This is a genomic window from Labrenzia sp. PHM005 (assembly GCF_006517275.1).
Classification (GTDB): Bacteria; Pseudomonadota; Alphaproteobacteria; order Rhizobiales; family Stappiaceae; genus Roseibium.
This window is the reverse complement of record NZ_CP041191.1, coordinates 1,412,236-1,428,923: the sequence shown is the minus strand read 5'-3', so window position 1 is coordinate 1,428,923 and position 16,688 is coordinate 1,412,236. Positions and strand designations below refer to the sequence as shown.

Annotated in this window: 19 protein-coding genes; 7 read left to right on the top strand and 12 right to left on the bottom strand. The window is 55.5% G+C overall.

Features of this window, described 5'->3' with window-relative positions; all coding sequences use genetic code 11:
* Positions 1-3: 3 nt before the first annotated feature.
* From FJ695_RS06490 to FJ695_RS06480, 3 genes are all read right to left on the bottom strand, one after another.
* A complete protein-coding gene (locus tag FJ695_RS06490) occupies positions 4-999 on the bottom strand; it encodes a sodium-dependent bicarbonate transport family permease (protein WP_141184678.1) in 996 nt (331 codons plus the stop codon).
* Between the two features lie 142 nt (positions 1,000-1,141).
* Positions 1,142-1,522 carry a hypothetical protein gene (locus FJ695_RS06485; protein ID WP_141184677.1) on the bottom strand — a complete coding sequence of 127 codons (381 nt, stop codon included), beginning with the start codon at positions 1,520-1,522 and terminating at the stop codon, positions 1,142-1,144.
* A 140-nt stretch (positions 1,523-1,662) separates the two neighbouring features.
* Positions 1,663-3,660, bottom strand: a complete 1,998-nt coding sequence (locus tag FJ695_RS06480; protein ID WP_141184676.1) for a protein meaA — start codon at positions 3,658-3,660, stop codon at positions 1,663-1,665.
* Positions 3,661-3,942: 282 nt separating this feature from the next.
* Here FJ695_RS06480 and ccrA point away from each other — a divergent pair, with 282 nt between their 5' ends.
* Positions 3,943-5,238 (top strand): crotonyl-CoA carboxylase/reductase, encoded by a 1,296-nt coding sequence (ccrA, locus tag FJ695_RS06475; protein ID WP_141184675.1) that lies wholly within the window; start codon positions 3,943-3,945, stop codon positions 5,236-5,238.
* Positions 5,239-5,328: 90 nt separating this feature from the next.
* On the opposite strand, the gene FJ695_RS06470 is transcribed toward ccrA, so the two are convergent.
* Positions 5,329-6,114 (bottom strand): response regulator, encoded by a 786-nt coding sequence (locus FJ695_RS06470; protein WP_141184674.1) that lies wholly within the window; start codon positions 6,112-6,114, stop codon positions 5,329-5,331.
* 315 nt (positions 6,115-6,429) lie between these two features.
* Here FJ695_RS06470 and FJ695_RS06465 point away from each other — a divergent pair, with 315 nt between their 5' ends.
* Positions 6,430-6,888: a CAP domain-containing protein gene (locus FJ695_RS06465; protein ID WP_141188607.1), complete on the top strand. Its 459-nt coding sequence runs from the start codon at positions 6,430-6,432 to the stop codon at positions 6,886-6,888.
* Positions 6,889-6,967: 79 nt separating this feature from the next.
* Here FJ695_RS06465 and FJ695_RS06460 read toward each other — a convergent pair whose 3' ends face one another.
* Together FJ695_RS06460 and FJ695_RS06455 are read right to left on the bottom strand one after the other, a co-directional pair.
* On the bottom strand, positions 6,968-7,384 hold the full coding sequence (locus FJ695_RS06460) for a nuclear transport factor 2 family protein (protein ID WP_141184673.1): 417 nt from the start codon (positions 7,382-7,384) through the stop codon (positions 6,968-6,970).
* An 86-nt stretch (positions 7,385-7,470) separates the two neighbouring features.
* Complete coding sequence (locus tag FJ695_RS06455; RefSeq protein WP_141184672.1) at positions 7,471-7,863, bottom strand: SH3 domain-containing protein; 393 nt, start codon at positions 7,861-7,863, stop codon at positions 7,471-7,473.
* A 172-nt stretch (positions 7,864-8,035) separates the two neighbouring features.
* Here FJ695_RS06455 and FJ695_RS06450 point away from each other — a divergent pair, with 172 nt between their 5' ends.
* A complete protein-coding gene (locus FJ695_RS06450; RefSeq protein WP_209010943.1) occupies positions 8,036-8,554 on the top strand; it encodes a hypothetical protein in 519 nt (172 codons plus the stop codon).
* 61 nt (positions 8,555-8,615) lie between these two features.
* On the opposite strand, the gene FJ695_RS06445 is transcribed toward FJ695_RS06450, so the two are convergent.
* Complete coding sequence (locus FJ695_RS06445; RefSeq protein WP_141188605.1) at positions 8,616-9,305, bottom strand: GH25 family lysozyme; 690 nt, start codon at positions 9,303-9,305, stop codon at positions 8,616-8,618.
* Positions 9,306-9,703: 398 nt separating this feature from the next.
* Between FJ695_RS06445 and xth the strand changes: the two genes are divergently transcribed.
* Complete coding sequence (xth, locus tag FJ695_RS06440) at positions 9,704-10,513, top strand: exodeoxyribonuclease III (protein WP_141184671.1); 810 nt, start codon at positions 9,704-9,706, stop codon at positions 10,511-10,513.
* 14 nt (positions 10,514-10,527) lie between these two features.
* Here xth and FJ695_RS06435 read toward each other — a convergent pair whose 3' ends face one another.
* Positions 10,528-11,106: a CGNR zinc finger domain-containing protein gene (locus FJ695_RS06435; RefSeq protein ID WP_141184670.1), complete on the bottom strand. Its 579-nt coding sequence runs from the start codon at positions 11,104-11,106 to the stop codon at positions 10,528-10,530.
* A 90-nt stretch (positions 11,107-11,196) separates the two neighbouring features.
* Between FJ695_RS06435 and FJ695_RS06430 the strand changes: the two genes are divergently transcribed.
* Positions 11,197-12,009 carry an alpha/beta fold hydrolase gene (locus FJ695_RS06430; protein WP_141184669.1) on the top strand — a complete coding sequence of 271 codons (813 nt, stop codon included), beginning with the start codon at positions 11,197-11,199 and terminating at the stop codon, positions 12,007-12,009.
* A gap of 7 nt (positions 12,010-12,016) precedes the next feature.
* On the opposite strand, the gene FJ695_RS06425 is transcribed toward FJ695_RS06430, so the two are convergent.
* The 3 genes from FJ695_RS06425 to FJ695_RS06415 all read right to left on the bottom strand — a co-directional run bounded on the left by FJ695_RS06425 (position 12,017) and on the right by FJ695_RS06415 (position 14,502).
* Complete coding sequence (locus FJ695_RS06425; protein ID WP_141184668.1) at positions 12,017-12,967, bottom strand: aminotransferase class IV; 951 nt, start codon at positions 12,965-12,967, stop codon at positions 12,017-12,019.
* A gap of 145 nt (positions 12,968-13,112) precedes the next feature.
* Positions 13,113-13,463, bottom strand: a complete 351-nt coding sequence (locus FJ695_RS06420) for a 4-fold beta flower protein (RefSeq protein WP_141184667.1) — start codon at positions 13,461-13,463, stop codon at positions 13,113-13,115.
* A gap of 64 nt (positions 13,464-13,527) precedes the next feature.
* On the bottom strand, positions 13,528-14,502 hold the full coding sequence (locus FJ695_RS06415; RefSeq protein WP_141184666.1) for an NADPH:quinone oxidoreductase family protein: 975 nt from the start codon (positions 14,500-14,502) through the stop codon (positions 13,528-13,530).
* Between the two features lie 194 nt (positions 14,503-14,696).
* Here FJ695_RS06415 and FJ695_RS06410 point away from each other — a divergent pair, with 194 nt between their 5' ends.
* A complete protein-coding gene (locus FJ695_RS06410) occupies positions 14,697-15,248 on the top strand; it encodes an RNA methyltransferase (protein WP_141184665.1) in 552 nt (183 codons plus the stop codon).
* 9 nt (positions 15,249-15,257) lie between these two features.
* Here the strand turns inward: FJ695_RS06410 and FJ695_RS06405 are convergent, their stop codons facing one another.
* Positions 15,258-15,824: a sigma-70 family RNA polymerase sigma factor gene (locus FJ695_RS06405; protein WP_141188604.1), complete on the bottom strand. Its 567-nt coding sequence runs from the start codon at positions 15,822-15,824 to the stop codon at positions 15,258-15,260.
* A 244-nt stretch (positions 15,825-16,068) separates the two neighbouring features.
* Between FJ695_RS06405 and FJ695_RS06400 the strand changes: the two genes are divergently transcribed.
* A complete protein-coding gene (locus FJ695_RS06400) occupies positions 16,069-16,584 on the top strand; it encodes an invasion associated locus B family protein (protein WP_141184664.1) in 516 nt (171 codons plus the stop codon).
* The last annotated feature ends 104 nt before the right edge of the window (positions 16,585-16,688 follow it).

The following is a 16,688-nucleotide window of genomic DNA, read 5'->3' as shown; positions in this document are numbered from 1 at the left end:
GGTTTAATCTCCCACGGCCTGTGCAATGCTCAGATAGAACGGGATTCCGAGCGTCAAGTTGAATGGGAACGTGATCCCGAGCGACATGGTTAAATAAATAGAGGGATTGGCTTCCGGCAAGGCCACCCGCATGGCGGCCGGAACCGCGATATATGAGGCTGAGGCACTCAAGGTCATCAACAGCACGGTGCCGCCTGTTGAGAGACCGATCAGGCTTGCCGCTGCCAGCCCCGCCGCTGACCCAAGGACCGGCATCAAAATGCCGAAACTGATGAGACCCGGACGCATCTGATGGGCGCTGGCCCGCAAACCCCGGCCGGCGACCAGCCCCATATCAAGCAGAAACAGACACAAAACCCCTTTGAACGGGGACACAATAAAGCTCTCGATCTCTTTCAAGCCGTCCTTGCCGGTCAGGAAACCAATCAAGAAGGACCCGACGAGAAGAACGATCGATCCGTTCAACAGGATTTCCCGCCAAAGGCCTTGTGTATCCTTTTCCCGGGCCTTTGCGGACCCATTGCCAGAATACTTCGCGACAATCCAAAGAGCGGACAGGATCGCTGGCGCTTCCATCACTGCGGCAACAGCGACCAAATATCCCTCACTGGTGATGCCTTGGCTTTCCAGCACGGACGTTGCGGCAACAAACGTGACGATAGATATGGATCCATAGTGGCCGGCAACCGCCGCGGCGTCGACAACGCTCAATCGCGTCATGACGCGCAAGAGCGCAAACGCCAGAAACGGCAATGCAAAAGACAGAATGGTACCGGCGATCAATGAGAGGATTAAAGTTCCATCTATTCCGTGAGCACTGACGCTGACGCCGCCCTTAAATCCGATCGCAAACAACAGATAGATCGACAGTGTTTTGGCCGCTGCTTCGGGGACCGACAAATCCGAGCGGACAAGCGCCGCTACCAGTCCAAGCGCAAAAAACAAGATGATGGGCGACACAAGATTTTGTGCCGCCAACCCAAGCACCGTCTCAACCACGTTATTCTGCCCCTATGCGGTATGCCTCTTCGGCATTATCCGAGTTTATACGTAACAATACGTATTCGGACGCATGTGGGCATTGTCTGGCTCAGGTCAAGAAGAAAGGTGCCGAAAATCAGATCTATCGGCCTGGAAAAGCTCAGGTCGCCACATTCACTTTATGCGGCGGGTCATCCGCTTCGGGATGATCCTGATAGGCATGCCGCACGTTTTGCGGCGGCACTCTATCAACGGGTCCCGGCAAAGGATGCACCGGCCCGTGGTCAATGCCGGGCTCTAGTACTTCCAGAGCAGCAGCCTGATAGGCCGCCATACCATCTAGAACGTGACTTTCAATGTGATGATCGTCAATGAGTACGGCCGGCGCCTCATCTGGGCTGCCGGTGTCTTGATCTTGGCGCTCTGCGGTACTCTTTTGTCTGCGGCCGTAGCCGGTGCCATCACCGTCCCGGTCGGCTGGATACTCTGTCGCATGCGCCACGACCTGGGCCGGAACCGGCCGTTCAATCGTCGTCGCCATTTGGGCCTCCTGGCCATCAGAGAAGGACCGCCTTCTGGCGGACCTCCTCCGAGTTTCTCAACAAACAGTTAACGAATCTTTACGTTAGGTTAACTGCTTGTTTCGATAGACGCAATTCTACCAATGCCCGTTGATACGGCTCACGCAGCCTGTTCTGCGCGGCTGCCGACGATCTTAACGACATCGGCCATAATATCGGTCAGTTGGAAGTCTTTTGGCGTATAAACCGCCGCGACGCCCATAGCCTTCAGCTGTGCGGCATCTTCATCCGGGATAATGCCACCGACGACAACAGGAATGTCATCAGCACCGGCAGATCTCAAACGCTCTATCACATCGCGCACCAGCGCCAAATGAGATCCGGACAGGATGGACAGACCAATCACATGAACATCTTCTTCCACCGCCGCATTGACAATCTGCGCCGGTGTCAGGCGGATGCCTTCATAGACAACTTCCATGCCGCAGTCGCGGGCCCGCACGGCAATCTGTTCAGCACCATTGGAGTGACCATCAAGACCCGGTTTACCAACCAGGAACTTGAGCCGCCGGCCGAGTTTTTCCGACGCAGCTTCCACATCCGCCCGGACTGCAGCCAGATCACCAGCATCATCGCTGACGGACTGACCGACGCCCGTTGGAGCCCGGTACTCGCCAAAAACTTCCCGCAAGGTCCGGCCCCATTCGCCGGTGGTGACACCGGCTTTTGCCGCTGCAATGGACGGTTCCATGATGTTGCGGCCTTCATTTGCCGCAGACCGCAATTCCGCAAGCGCGGCATCGACAGCACCTTGATCCCGAGCGTCGCGCCAGGCCTTGACCTTTTCAATTGCCTCGTCTTCGACATGTTCCGGAACAGTCAGGATGCCACCGTCTTCTCCCGCTGCCAGCGGTGACGGCTCGCTTTCGGTCCACTTGTTGACACCAACAACAACCTGATCACCGCTCTCAATGCCAGACAGGCGCAAAGAGTTTGATTCCACCAGCTTGCGTTTCATGTAGCTGGATTCAACGGCTGCAACCGCGCCGCCCATGGCGTCAATCCGGGCAAGCTCGTCACGCGCTTCTTCTTTGAGCGCTTCCACCTTCCGGGTAATTTCCTCAGACCCATCGAAGATGTCGGCATATTCCAGAAGATCGGTCTCATAGGCCAGGATCTGCTGCATCCGGAGCGACCATTGCTGGTCAAACGGGCGCGGCAGGCCCAGCGCCTCGTTCCAGGCCGGCAGCTGAACAGCCCGAGCCCGCGCGTTCTTAGACAGAACCACGGCGAGCATTTCCACCAGGATCCGGTAGACGTTGTTTTCCGGCTGCGGCTCGGTAAGCCCCAAGGAGTTGACCTGAACGCCATAACGGAAACGGCGGTAGCGCTCGTCTTCAACGCCATAGCGCTCACGGCAGATCTCGTCCCAAAGTTCTGTGAAGGCGCGCATCTTGCACATCTCAGTGACAAAACGCATGCCCGCGTTCACAAAGAAAGAGATACGGCCGACGGCTTTCGGGAAATCTTCTTCTGGGATCGCACCGCTGGCCTTCATGCTGTCAAGGATCGCAACGGCGGTTGCCAAGGCAAAGGACAGCTCCTGGACCGGCGTCGCGCCTGCTTCCTGCAAATGATAGGAGCAGACGTTCATCGGGTTCCATTTCGGCATATTGGAATAGGTCCACGCGATGACATCTGTCGTCAGGTTGAGCGATGGTGCCGGCGGGAACACATACGTGCCGCGTGACAAGTACTCTTTGATGATGTCGTTTTGCGTGGTGCCGGAAAGAAGCTTGCGGTCCGCACCTTGTTCATCGGCCGCCGCAATATAAAGAGACAGCAGCCACGGCGCGGTCGCATTGATCGTCATCGACGTGTTCATGCGCTCCAGCGGAATGTCATTGAACAATGTCCGCATGTCGCCCAAATGCGCGACCGGTACGCCGACCTTGCCAACTTCGCCTTTGGCCAAAAGATCGTCAGGGTCGTAGCCAGTTTGTGTCGGCAAGTCGAACGCCACCGACAGGCCGGTTTGGCCCTTGGCCAGATTACCCCGGTAGAGTTTGTTGGATTCGGCGGCTGTGGAATGCCCCGCATAGGTGCGGAAAATCCACGGACGGTCCCGCTCTGTCCTACTATCGCCTGCTGCACTCATGCCGCATCTCCTCCTAAGGCCTTATTTTGCCAGTTCTCTTTATCCTGTAGCACCGGTTTGCGGGCCATTCTCCCCAGACCGCAGTGTGCCGGAGTTTCCGCGCGCGCGAAACCCTTTCTCTTGCAATGCAAAATACGGCTGGTAAAAAAACGCAAGTTAAGCAATAGTCGTATAGATACGTATGCTTTTTTGAACAATAGTTGCGTGAATTGGGGTTTTGCCCCGACCGAGCCTTTTGCAAGTGCGAAAGAAATTGGCGCCAAAGAGCCCTGGGAGGGGAGAGTGACAGCAGCAGCGCAAGCCAACGATAATCAAACACGGGGAGATGCTCCGTTGAAAGATCTGTACGAGATTGGTGAAATCCCGCCGCTCGGCCATGTGCCTAAAAACATGTATGCCTGGGCCATCCGCCGCGAGCGCCATGGTGCTCCGGAAGATGCCATGAAACTGGAAGTCGTGCCGACTTGGGAACTGGACAGCCACGAGGTGCTGGTTCTCGTGATGGCCGCCGGCGTCAACTACAACGGCATCTGGGCCGGCCTCGGTGAGCCGATCAGCCCGTTCGATGTGCACGGTGACCCATTCCATATCGCCGGCTCTGACGCCTCCGGCATCGTCTGGGCGGTTGGCGACAAGGTCAAACGCTGGAAAGTCGGCGATGAAGTCGTCATCCACTGTAACCAAGATGATGGCGACGACGAAGATTGTAACGGCGGCGACCCGATGTACTCAACGTCCCAGCGGATCTGGGGCTATGAGACCGGTGACGGCTCCTTCTCACAGTTCACCCGTGTTCAGGCACAGCAGCTGATGCCGCGCCCGAAGCACCTGACCTGGGAAGAAAGTGCGTGTTACACGCTGACGCTCGCGACAGCCTACCGCATGCTGTTCGGCCATCACCCGCATGAGCTGAAGCCCGGTCAAAATGTTCTGGTTTGGGGGGCTTCCGGCGGTCTTGGGTCTTATGCGATCCAGCTGATTACTGCTGCCGGCGGCAACGCAATCGGTGTGATTTCCGATGAAGACAAACGCGACTTCGTAATGGACTTGGGCGCCAAGGGTGTGCTCAACCGGAAGGACTTCAATTGCTGGGGCCAGCTGCCGACGGTTAACTCACCGGAGTATGCGGACTGGTTCAAGGAAGTCCGCAAATTCGGCAAGGCCATCTGGGACATCACCGGCAAGGGCAACAACGTCGACATCGTCTTTGAACACCCGGGCGAAGCTACGTTCCCGGTCTCGACCTTCGTCTGTAAAAAAGGCGGCATGGTCGTAATTTGCGCGGGCACTTCCGGCTTCAACTGCACCTTCGACGTCCGCTACATGTGGATGCATCAGAAGCGTTTGCAGGGGTCACACTTTGCTCACCTGAAGCAGGCATCGGCTGCCAACAAGCTGATGATCGAACGCCGGATCGACCCGTATATGTCGGAAGTGTTCCCGTGGGATCAAATCCCGCAGGCACACACAAAAATGTGGAAGAACCAGCACGCGCCGGGCAACATGTCCGTTCTCGTCTGCGCTCCGACCACGGGTTTGAGAACCCTGGAAGACGTCATTGAAGCCGGTAAACGGTAACCACAACTCCCCGAAGGCTTAGACTGAGCCTGATGCAGCCTGCCGGCCCGATCACTCGGGCCGGTTTTTTTATTTTCGCACGAAGCAATTCTAAACGGCGGCCAGCATCCTGACCTGTTTGGTAAAACGGGAGTGCTTCAGGCCAAAGATGTGATGAAGGATCGTATCGACATCTTGCGGGTAGAAGGGTTTACGTAAAAACGCCCTGGCCCCCACATGCTCTGCCGCGGTATCAAGATCGGCGCTCATTTCTGTCGACATCAGCACCACTTCAGAACGCGTCGCATGAGCCGCAATCTTCTGCGCCAGCTCAATTCCGTTCATATTCGGCATGTTAAAATCACTGAAGATGATTTGGTACCGCTTTGCCTTGATCATCTCCAACGCCGACGTGCCATCATCCGCCTCATCGATATCCAGGTCAAAAATGCTCTTCTTCAAGACCTTGCCCACGATCTTGCGGACGGTGGTTGAATCATCGACGATCAACGCATTGTAGCGGGCGCGGATCGTATCGTATGTCTTGAGGATCTGGTGGACTTGTTTGTTGGTAAAGGGTTTTTCCAGGAAGTCGTAGGCGCCGAAAGATTTCAGCTTTTCCTCGGCCGATGCATCCAGCGAGTTCGACATCGAAATTGCGAAGGTTTTGCCGCCCATCACATGGATGGCCGCCATCACTTCGACACCGCTCATTTGCGGCATGTTGATATCGAGAAACGCCAAATCGTAGGCTTGTTCGCTGAGCTTTCGAACAGCTTCCTGGCCATCTTGCACCATTGAAATGTCTATATCGCGGCCAGTTTGCAAAAGAGCCCGCTCAATAAACTTGCAAACCGTTGAAGAGTCATCGGCGATGATCGCCCGAACCTTCTCCATATTGTCATTTTTCCCAATAACAACTAAAAACTTTTCACCCAAAACCTATAAAAGCAACAATATACTTAGATTTTACTAAAGAAACACAATCACTTAGACACACGAAATCTTATCCATTTCTACGTGGCTATTTTTTACGACCCTATCCTGCCAGTCCCATTTCTGCTTTTTTTTGCCGACACAGTCACCGTGTCGAATCACTAAATCGCTCCAGCAACAGGCCGTTGTCTCAACATGCACGCAGCTCTCCGGAAAAATTCCGCTCGTTTCCTTCTGTTTCCTGTGGTGCTGGCAGCGGCATTGCTTTCCGCCTGTATGAGCGAAAGACTGCAAACACCGCCGTTTTATCAAGATCTTGCAAAAACAGATGGCCAGGTTGATGCAGCGACCGCGGCCCAGATGATTTCTCAATACCGGATCAACAATGGCCTTCCAGCCGTGACACCGGACCCGCAATTGAGTTCCATAGCGCAGACACAGGCCAATGCCATGGCATCAGCCGGCTCAGTCCGGGCGTCGCTTGCGCACAATCTAAAACTGGAAACCCGTCTCGCCGCCATTGGGGAACCCAAAACAGCCGCGTCTGAAAATGTCAGTGCCGGCTATCGAACATTTGCCGAAGCTTTCTCCGGTTGGCGGGAATCCCCCAAACACAATCAAGTGCTGCTGGCAAAAAACGCAACACGGCTTGGCATTGCAACGGCTTATTCCTCCACTGCCAAACACAAGGTTTTCTGGTCACTTATTCTTGCGAATCCAAAACCGGGCCAATAGTTTGAGTTTGAACCCTAGTTTCACAAGTAGCGACCAGCCTATCAACCGCGGAGCATTTTGAGCGTCGCGGCAACAAAGGTCACTTTGTTGGATAGGCTGCCCCCTCTTCCTGGTTGCCAGCAGCGGAGGAAGCATGCCGGTGCAACCATAACCATCGATCACCACTTCTGCGGAGAACGACAGTCCAACGAAGGGGAACAGAAAGCTTTTCACCATCAAGATCAAGATGGATCGTCAAAGTGGTTGCGACCACGGCAGCGGTATCTCGGACAGTTGTCTTCGTCCAATGCCACTCAAACCTTTCGGCCGAGGCTTCCTCGAAATTCCGGGCAAACAAATCCCTTATCGCCTGAGGGCCTGCGCACAACTCGTCTGAGCCGGTTCCAATGACTGTGATGTCGTCGCCGTCATCAAACAAGGCCATGAGGCCATCAAGATCCTTGGCACAATAGGCTTGTGCGTATTGCTCCAGCGTTTGCAGGATTTCTCCAACCATCACCGCCCCCAGGTCAAACGACTTAGTTGATCGGAATGTTGGAGTGTTTGCGGCTATTCCGCAAGTTTATAACCGCAGTAAACTTCTTACCGATACGGGTAAGGCTGCACCCTCACTGGACCGCGTCCGTAGACCGGATAATTTCCGCGATAGCGGGGTACTCCGACGTAAATACCGGATCGTGGAATGGGCTGTCCATAATAACGCCCCTGAGCGCCATAGCTCAGATATTTGCCGGACACCCAGCCTTTCACCGTCGAAAACGCCGCATCGCACCACTTAAAATCCGCGGTGCAGCCAAAAACGGTTACCCCGCCGCCCTGCGGCACGGTGGTGATCACGGGATAGTTGGTTCCAGGCCCCGCGCGCATATTCAAGTTTGCGGTTGTATAGGCAATGGCGGGCCCTCCGGTCTGGGCCAATGCCGGCGACAGCATTACGATCGCAGCAGCAAGCGCAAGCGGCAAGCGGTTCAACATCTTTCAAAACTCCAAAAATATGCACCCAGACCCGCGTACATGTGGGTCTACAACATGGCAAAAATATAGCGCTGTTCCGTGTGGCCCCTCCGGCAGCCTCGATAATTTCGGCCTTGATTCTACCCCCCTGAACAGACTTGATAGAAGATCAGGTTCAAGGGGCACTCAAAACATGACTTTCCACATTTCCAAACTGCTCGGCCAGAAATCGAGATCACTTCTGGCCGCTGCGGTCGTAGCTGTTCTGGCGCTTACTATTCAGACACATCCAGTCAGCGCCTTCGATAGTCATGCCGGATACTATTATCCTGAAGCGCAGACGCGCGAACCGTATGTTTCTGAAATTGAAGTTGCCCCGGATGCAAGCAAACGGTCGCGGGCGGCTTTTGTTATTGGACTTGCCGCCCAACAGGCCAAACAAGCCTATGCCCCTGGTTATCACCTGTTCGCCAAGGGTGGTGAATTGGAAAAACTGATCATCGTCGCAACAGGCGATGGGCAATACGACACGCTCTTCCGAATGAGAGCCCTTTTGGCCTCCCTGACGTCAATGGCGCGAGGGACGGAGCTGTTCGCCCGGACAGACGCTCCTCAGGATCTGAACTTTTTGGATTTCTGTAAACTGATCGGCTTCAAGCAAGTTACAGTCAGCAACGGCAAGGACGTTACGCACCAAATCAAAGTGCAGTAGTCAGCTTCACGCCCGGGAGAGATCCCGGGCAGTTCTGCAAAAACCGTTGATGATCCGAAGCCTACCGCTTCAAATCACCGTTCAGCCAATCGCGGAACTGCGACTTGGTGCCGAAGAAGGCGTTGCGGTCAACGTCCCCTTTGATGCCTGGGATCCGGCCTTCGGCCGTATACTGCCAGAACACCCAGTCATCACGCTGGTCATAGATGTTGTTGGGATAGCTTGCGACCGACCGCAGCCAAAAGTGTTCGCCTTTTAATGCGCCGACGAGGCGGTCCCGGTGAAAATCAACGGAAGAATAGATCACCGGCCGTTTGCCGTAATACCGTTCCATTTCATCCAGGAAGACCTTCATATCCCGAAGGATCTTGGTCCGGCCAGGCCGCTTTTGACAGGTCTTGGAGTGCGCATTCCACTCCATATCCAGAACCAGTGGCAAAGCCTGCGGGTCCTGAGGAACGATTTCCTTAACCCAGGAAATCTGCTCTTCCACCGGCCGGCAGAAGTAATAGAAGTGATAAGCACCGCGCGGGACCCCGGCTTTTCGAGCGCCAATCCAGTTGTCGACAAAACGCGGATCGACGTGATCGCCGCCTTCTGTCGCCTTGATCCAGGCAAAGGCCACACCAGATTTGCGGGCCTGGTGCCAATCGATATCACCTTGCCATCGGGAGATATCAATACCGTGGACGGCAAAGTCCTCAGGTGTCGGATCGGGGAAATCGTAAGCGGAACAGCCGCTTAAAACCATAAAACCAATCAGCGAACAAAACGTTTTGACCAGTTCCAGCACAGCCACCTCGACAAGGTAAAGAAAAGCTTTCTCTAGCCGTTAAAATGCGAAGAAGTTCCTAACGGAAGATGGACAAATTCAGAATTTCTCCGCAAAAACACGTAATCCACCGGCTGGGCACTCCGGTAACTGCGGAATACGGCGGTTCAAAGACGAGAAGGCTGGAATTGTGGCATTCTCATGTGGATGATTTTTCTGAGATTGGTGCCGGCGAAACCTGTCCTCTTTGGAGGAGATTTCAGACAGTGATGAAATCGGGTTGACCGCACCCCCGCAATTATTGACGATCCGGCGTCTGCAGGCTAACCCGCTTGTAGAATTTCATCTCGACCTTGCCTAAACCTTCAAGGAACCTCATGACAGACCGGCTGAAACTCGTCACCTGGAACATCAACTCCGTGCGCCTGCGCATGCCGATCGTCGAACAGCTGATCGAGGAAATTGCACCGGACGTCATCTGCCTGCAGGAAACCAAATGTCCGGACGCCAATTTTCCGGAAAAGGCCTTCCGGGCCGCTGGCTTTGAGCACATGGCGATTAATGGCCAGAAGGGGTACCACGGCGTTGCGACCCTCTCGAAACAACCCTTGAGCAACATCGAAAAACGCGATTTCTGCAATGTCGGCGACAGCCGGCACGTGGCCGTCGACGTGGCCTTCAACGGCTCCAGTCTGCGTGTGCACAATTTCTATGTTCCAGCTGGCGGTGACGAGCCGGATCGGGAGAAGAACGACAAGTTTGGCCATAAGCTGGATTTTATGGCCGAGATGAAGGAGTGGCTGCAGGGCGCTGAGACCGCCAAACCGGCCGTCTTGGTCGGCGATCTCAATGTCGCACCCTATGAGCACGACGTCTGGTCACACAAGAAGCTCTTGAAAGTGGTATCGCACACGCCGGTGGAAACCGAACTCTTCGAAGATGTCCGCGAAACCGGCGGCTGGCTGGACGCCATGCGCCAGTTCACGCCGCTGGAAGAAAAGCTCTACACATGGTGGAGCTACCGGGCGAAAGACTGGTCTGGTGCCGACAAGGGCCGCCGTCTGGACCATATCTGGGTGTCGCAACCCGCGGCTCCGCATATCAAAAGCACAGAAGTTCTGCGCGACGCCCGCGGCTGGGAAAAACCTTCTGACCATGCCCCGGTGATTGCCGTGTTCGAGGCGTAAGAAGGCCCAACAGTCTACTGATCATTTAGCGATTGCCGGCTCCGCTGGCGATGAGCTTCGACCTTGGCCCGGTTGCCGCAGGTTGCCATATTGCACCAGCGCCGCCCCCGTCCACGCCCCGTGTTCAAGAAGAACCAAGTGCACCGCTCGCATTGACGCAGGCGGTGCAGCTCCGGTGACTGCAGCAAGTCGTGGACCAACAAGACAAAACTGTCGGTGAAGCAGAACCTTGCATCCTGCGACACCGTCCATACGGCCGGAGTTTCTGCCAGATCGAGAGAGGCCCGCAGCAAAGCGGTTCTTAAATACGCCTCCAGCGCCTTGTAGGCCGACACGGATTTTTCGGTGCTGCCCAGCCGGGCGCACAAGGCCTCGTAAGTAGCCTCCCGAAATCGAACCACGTCTTGGACATCTTTCCCGGTGGGTGACCGATCCACCGGAAACCGGTTTGCCGCACCACATGCCGCAATCCACGCGGCAAGATCGGCCGGTGACTGCAGCCGGTTTTCTGCGCGTGATTTACCCACATCACTGACTGTGTTGAGAAAATCAAGGGCGGGATGCCCTGCAATAAAATTCTCCTCAGCCCACATGTGTAACCTCTATTTTATTTTTTAAGGTTACAAAAAGCAGACGATACTGTAACCGTTATTCTGAGATATTCCATTACATCGAGAAAAGCCATGCTGACTTTGTCCGACCGTTATACGCATAATGGAAATGCCGTTGCCTGGGGCCGCCTTGGCAGCGGGCCACCTCTGGTGCTTGTGCATGGCACCCCGTTTTCCTCCCAGGTCTGGCGCAAGATCGCCCCACTCCTGGCCGAGCGCTGGACCGTCTACTTTTTCGACCTGATCGGATACGGCCAGTCGGAGCAGCGAGAGGGGCAGGACGTGTCGCTGGCTGTCCAGAACGGTCTGCTTACCGCCCTGTTCAAGCATTGGGGACTAGAGCGACCGGAGGTGCTGTGTCACGACTTTGGCGGCGCAACGGTGTTGCGCGCCTATTATCTCAATGATCTCAGATACAAACGGGTGACGATTTTCGATCCAGTCGCCGTCGCGCCCTGGGGATCCCCGTTTGTGGCCCACGTCCGTCAGTACGAGGCGGCGTTTGCCGGCCTGCCAGGCTATGCCCATGTGGCGCTCTTGCGCGCCTACCTGCAAAGCGCCGCCCATCACCAACTGACTGAAGACGCCCTGCAGACTTATATGGCGCCCTGGCTTGGCGATGTGGGACAACCGGCATTTTACCGGCAGATCGCGCAGATGGACCAGAAATACACGGACGAAGTCGAAGGCCTCTATGCCGCCCTCGATTGCCCGGTGAATCTGCTTTGGGGCGAAAAGGACGAATGGATTCCTTTGGACCGGGGACAAAAACTCGCCGGGCTGATGACAGGCGGGAAAATCAAGGTCATCCCGGACGCAGGCCACCTTGTTCAGGAAGATGCCCCCGAAGCCATCGTTGCGGCCATGTTCCAGCAAGAGCGTTGATCAACGTTTAGAGCGATTGGTCGGGATACCGGATTTCCGTGCGGTTTTCCGGCTGCGCGGCCCAGTCAAAATAGGCTTTGTGGAGCGCGGTGGTTACAGGGCCGGGCGCATCGTTTGAAAAGATCCGGTCATCCACGCGGCTGACCGGGGCCACGCCGCCGCCGGAGGTGGTGATGAAGACTTCATCACTTTCCAAAAACTCACTAAACGGCAAGGGCCGGATCTCCACGGCCAATCCCATTTCTCGGGCGATGTCCAAAACAGTCTGACGGCTGATGCCTTCCAGAACGCCCGCATCGGCCGTCACCAGTGTGTTGTCCTTAACCGCAAAGACATTGAAACCAGGCCCTTCGGTAACATTGCCGGAGGCATCCAGCAGGATCACGCTCTCCGCCCCGACATCTTTGGCCTCGAACAAACCCTTGGTGAAATCGCCCCAATGGTAGTTTTTGACCTTCGGATTGACGCTTTCCGGCGGTATCCGGCACACCGTATTGGCAACGTGCAGGTGCGCGCCTTTTTCGGCAATTTCCGGCCGGATGACGTGGATATAAGGCACACACCAGGCAAAAAAGTGATTGCGGCAATCCCTCGGATCACGGGAGCCCGGCACCGTATTGACACCTCTGGACGTCACCATAGCGACATAGGCTTTTTTCAAACCCGTTGCGGCAACCAGTTCATGAAGCACCGCTTCGATGTCCTGATCGCTCAAGCCCGGATCAAGCCGCAGTTCGGCCATCGACCGGCGGAACCGGGCCAAATACAGCGGTAATCGGAAGAACGCGCCATCCAACACCGGCACCACATCATAGGTGATGTCGGAATGAATCAGCCCCCAATCGGTGACCGGCAGCGCCGCCTCGGATACCGGCATAAGTTTGCCACTCATCCAGGCAGCGCCGGTTGAAAGATCAGAGGTGGCCGCTGTCAGGGGAGTTTCATTCTGGGAGAGCATTCTATGTGGCTTTCTCAAGTGTCAGCGGCAGAAAATGAAACCACCTGGACATCTGCAGGGTGATCGGGCTCATCTTTGCAGGTTCGCCAGAAAAACGGCAAGAGATTGAAACAAGCGCAGTCTGCCCAAAATTTCAAACGCAAATTCAGTGGTCTAGCAACTCTTTAAGGGAAAACCGTGACCAGTTCATGGTTTGCAGCGGCCTTAAGGCGGGCAGTGTCATCAGCGGGGCGATTGGCTGCAGCGGCGCGAACGGCTTTAACGGTGTCATGCCCCGCCCTGGTTTCATCGGCCCGCCTGCAGCATCTTCTGAAAACACAACCGCATGACCTGAGCGATCGATGATCCAACCATTGACCAGGTAACTGACAAGGTCCCGTTTCAACGAATAAACAGCATCGTTCTGCACATAGGCTGCTGGTGTGCCGTCCCAATAATGCAGATAGCCGTCCCGGATATATGCGACCGGCTGGCCGTTTTTATCGAATAGATCCATGTCGCCTCGCCAAGGCCTCCTCCAACACTGCCAGAGCATAGGCCTTAATGCGAGGCTGCCAAGCTTATGGCGTCAGGATCACCTTACCAAAGACCTTGCGCGCAGCAATCTCATCCAGAGCAGTGCCGATATCCTCCAGCGGATAAACCGCATGAATGTGTGGCTTCAGCTTACCTTCCTGCACCCAGGTCAGCAGCTGCTCCATGTTTTTCTGGTGGCCTGCGGGATCTTTTTTGATCGCCGCCCCCCAGAAAACACCCCGGATATCGCAGCCTTTCAAAAGGGTCAGATTGAGCGGGATTTTCGGGATATCGCCTGAGGCAAAACCAATTACCAAAAACCGGCCTTCCCAGGCAGTCGCCCGGATTGCTTGCTCAGCGAGATCACCGCCCACCGGGTCATAAACAACATCAACGCCGGCCCCGCCGGTTTTTTCCTTCAGCGCATCCTTAAGCGGTGTTTGGGAGTAATCGATCAGCTCGTCGGCACCGAGGGATTTGGCAAAGGCCAGCTTGTCTTCCGACGATGCACAGGCGATTACTTTAGCGCCCATGATCGAGGCGATCTCAACGGCCGCCTGACCAACCCCACCGGACGCACCAAGCACGGCAACGGTTTCGCCGGCCTTTAAGTCCGCCCGGTCACGGAAAGCATGAAGGGTCGTGCCGTAGGTCACGGTCAGACCCGCTGCAGTCTCAAAGGAAATCCCTTCCGGCATTTTGACCAGTGATCCCTGGTCAATCGCGACCTTTTCCCGGGCCGCACCATAAACCATATAACCCATCACCCGGTCGCCAACGGCAAAATCCGTGACACCGTCTCCGACCGATTCAACAATCCCTGCAAATTCAGCGCTCGGCGAGAACGGTGGTTCTGCCTTGAACTGGTATTTGCCCTGAATGATCAGCGTATCGAAAAAGTTGAGCGCGCAGGCTTTGACCGTAACCACAACCTCACCAGCCGCAGCAACCGGATCGGGCAGGTCTTCAATGACAAGGTTAGACGGAGGACCATAAGACGGGCAGATACAAGCTTTCACGGGCGCTCTCTCATCGCTGGAACTTAAGCAGTGTTACGTATGCTTAGCAGGGGTTGGGGGCGGGCGAAACCTGCGCAAAAGTCTGAATTTTTGACGACGCAACGTCACCCCCAAATGGATCTTACGGTTCACTCCGCTGCTGCATTCGGCTATGAGACGCCGCAACACACACATGAATTAAGAACGGAATGAAAATGCGCGGATACTTCGCGGTTGGCGCCGAAGGCCTCTCGAAACGGATGAATCTTGGAACCCTCATGCGGTCCGCCCATGCGTTTGGCGCCAGTTTTTTCTTCACAGTCGATGCCGAACAAAAAATCCGCAGGGCACCAAAGTCTGACACCTCCAAAAGCCCTGGGCATTTGCCAACTTTCGACTGGGACAGCGTCGACACCATGGATTTGCCGCGCGGTTGCCAGCTGGTTGGCATCGAGCTCACGGACGATGCCATCGACTTGCCGAGCTTCGGCCATCCACTGCAGGCTGCCTATGTCCTCGGTCCAGAACGTGGATCACTGTCACCGCAGATGCTGGAGCGCTGCGATCATGTCGTGAAAATCCCGACGAAATTCTGCATCAACATCGCCATGGCCGGCGCCATTGTCATGTACGACCGCCACCGCGCGCTTGGCCGCTATGCCGACAGAGCCGTATCGTCAGGTGCTCCTACCGTAGAACGCCCGAAACATGTCAGCGGCGGCCCGATCAGCCGGAAAGGCCGGATTGTGCCTGGGAATGAGCGCTAAAGATTCAGGTCAATTCACATCGACAGATGCGTCAGCCTCGATCAACTGACGCAGACGTCCGAAGGCCAGTCGGATGCGCGACTTGACGGTTCCGAGCGGCAATCCAGTCTGTTCTGATATCTCGCTGTGCGACAGGCCGATGAAAAAGGCCAGACGGACCACGTCCTTCTGCTCGTCGGGAAGTTCCTTCAAGGCAGCCCGGACCCGTTCTTCGCGCAGGCGGGCATCCATCTCATCGGCAACATCGGGCAGTGGCGTTGGCTGCAAGGCCGGTTCATCCGGATTGAGTTCGGCTGTTTTTTGCCGGCGCAGCCGGTCAATACGCCGGTTTCGGGCAATTCGAAACAGCCAGGTGCTTGCGGACGATTTTTTCGGATCGAACAGCTCCGCCTTGCGCCAAAGTGTCACCATGACGTCTTGGGTAACTTCTTCGGCAACCGCGTCGTCCGCCCCCTGCTTCATCAGATAGCCCTTAAGACGCGGCGCGAAATGATCGAAAAGCTCAACAAAAGCCGTTTTGTCCCGGCTTGTCGCGACTTTTACAATCAATTCGGAAAAATACTGCGTCTGCGCCAAAGGTTGATGAACTCCACTGCACTCTTCTTGTTTAGCAGGTTCGGCGTAATTCGGAAGAGGGAACAACAAGATCGCCACACTGTCGCCTAGTTTTCCCGCGACAGCCAAGAAACAATGTTATGCACTCAAAACCGGCCGAAGGGCTTCAACCCTTTCGTAACTCGCTTTAAGTTATCATTAAAGCAACCTTTATATGTGTGTCGGTAATTGAATTAAATTTAACTGGAACCCCAAACCAAACGGTATGGAGATCATGAAAGCAAAAACGCTGGTACTGGCCTTAGCAGGTTTAGCCGTTTCGAGTGCAGCGGCTTTCGCACAGACCCCAACGCTTTTGAAGCAGCACAAGGACTGGGCGTCCTATGCGCTGACCAGCGGCAGCGGTAAAGTCTGTTACGCGCTGACAAAACCGACAACTATGCTGCCTGGCGACAGGAACCATGGTGACGTCTTCTTTTTCGTCACCTCCCGCCCGGCGGAAGGTGTGAGCTCAGAGCCGAGCTTGCTGGTTGGTTATCCGTTCAAGGATAAGTCTTCCGTGTCGGTTGATGTCGATGGCAAGGCCTTCACGTTGTTCACCAACAACGATGGTGCCTGGGTTGAGAACGCGGCGACCGAAGCTCAATTGGTTGCTGCCATGAAGGCGGGCCGGGAAATGTCTGTAAATGGCGAATCCAGCCGCGGCACGCGCACGACCTATAAGTTTTCGCTCTCCGGCGTCACCGCCGCGATCAATACAGCCGCGCAAGCCTGCCAGTAACGGCTCTCGCCGTTCCAACTCCGAAATCGAGCGCATACCAGCGCTGCGCCTGGAAAACTTGATTTTCCGGGCGCTTTGTGGTTTTGGGTGTGACTTAAAGTTTC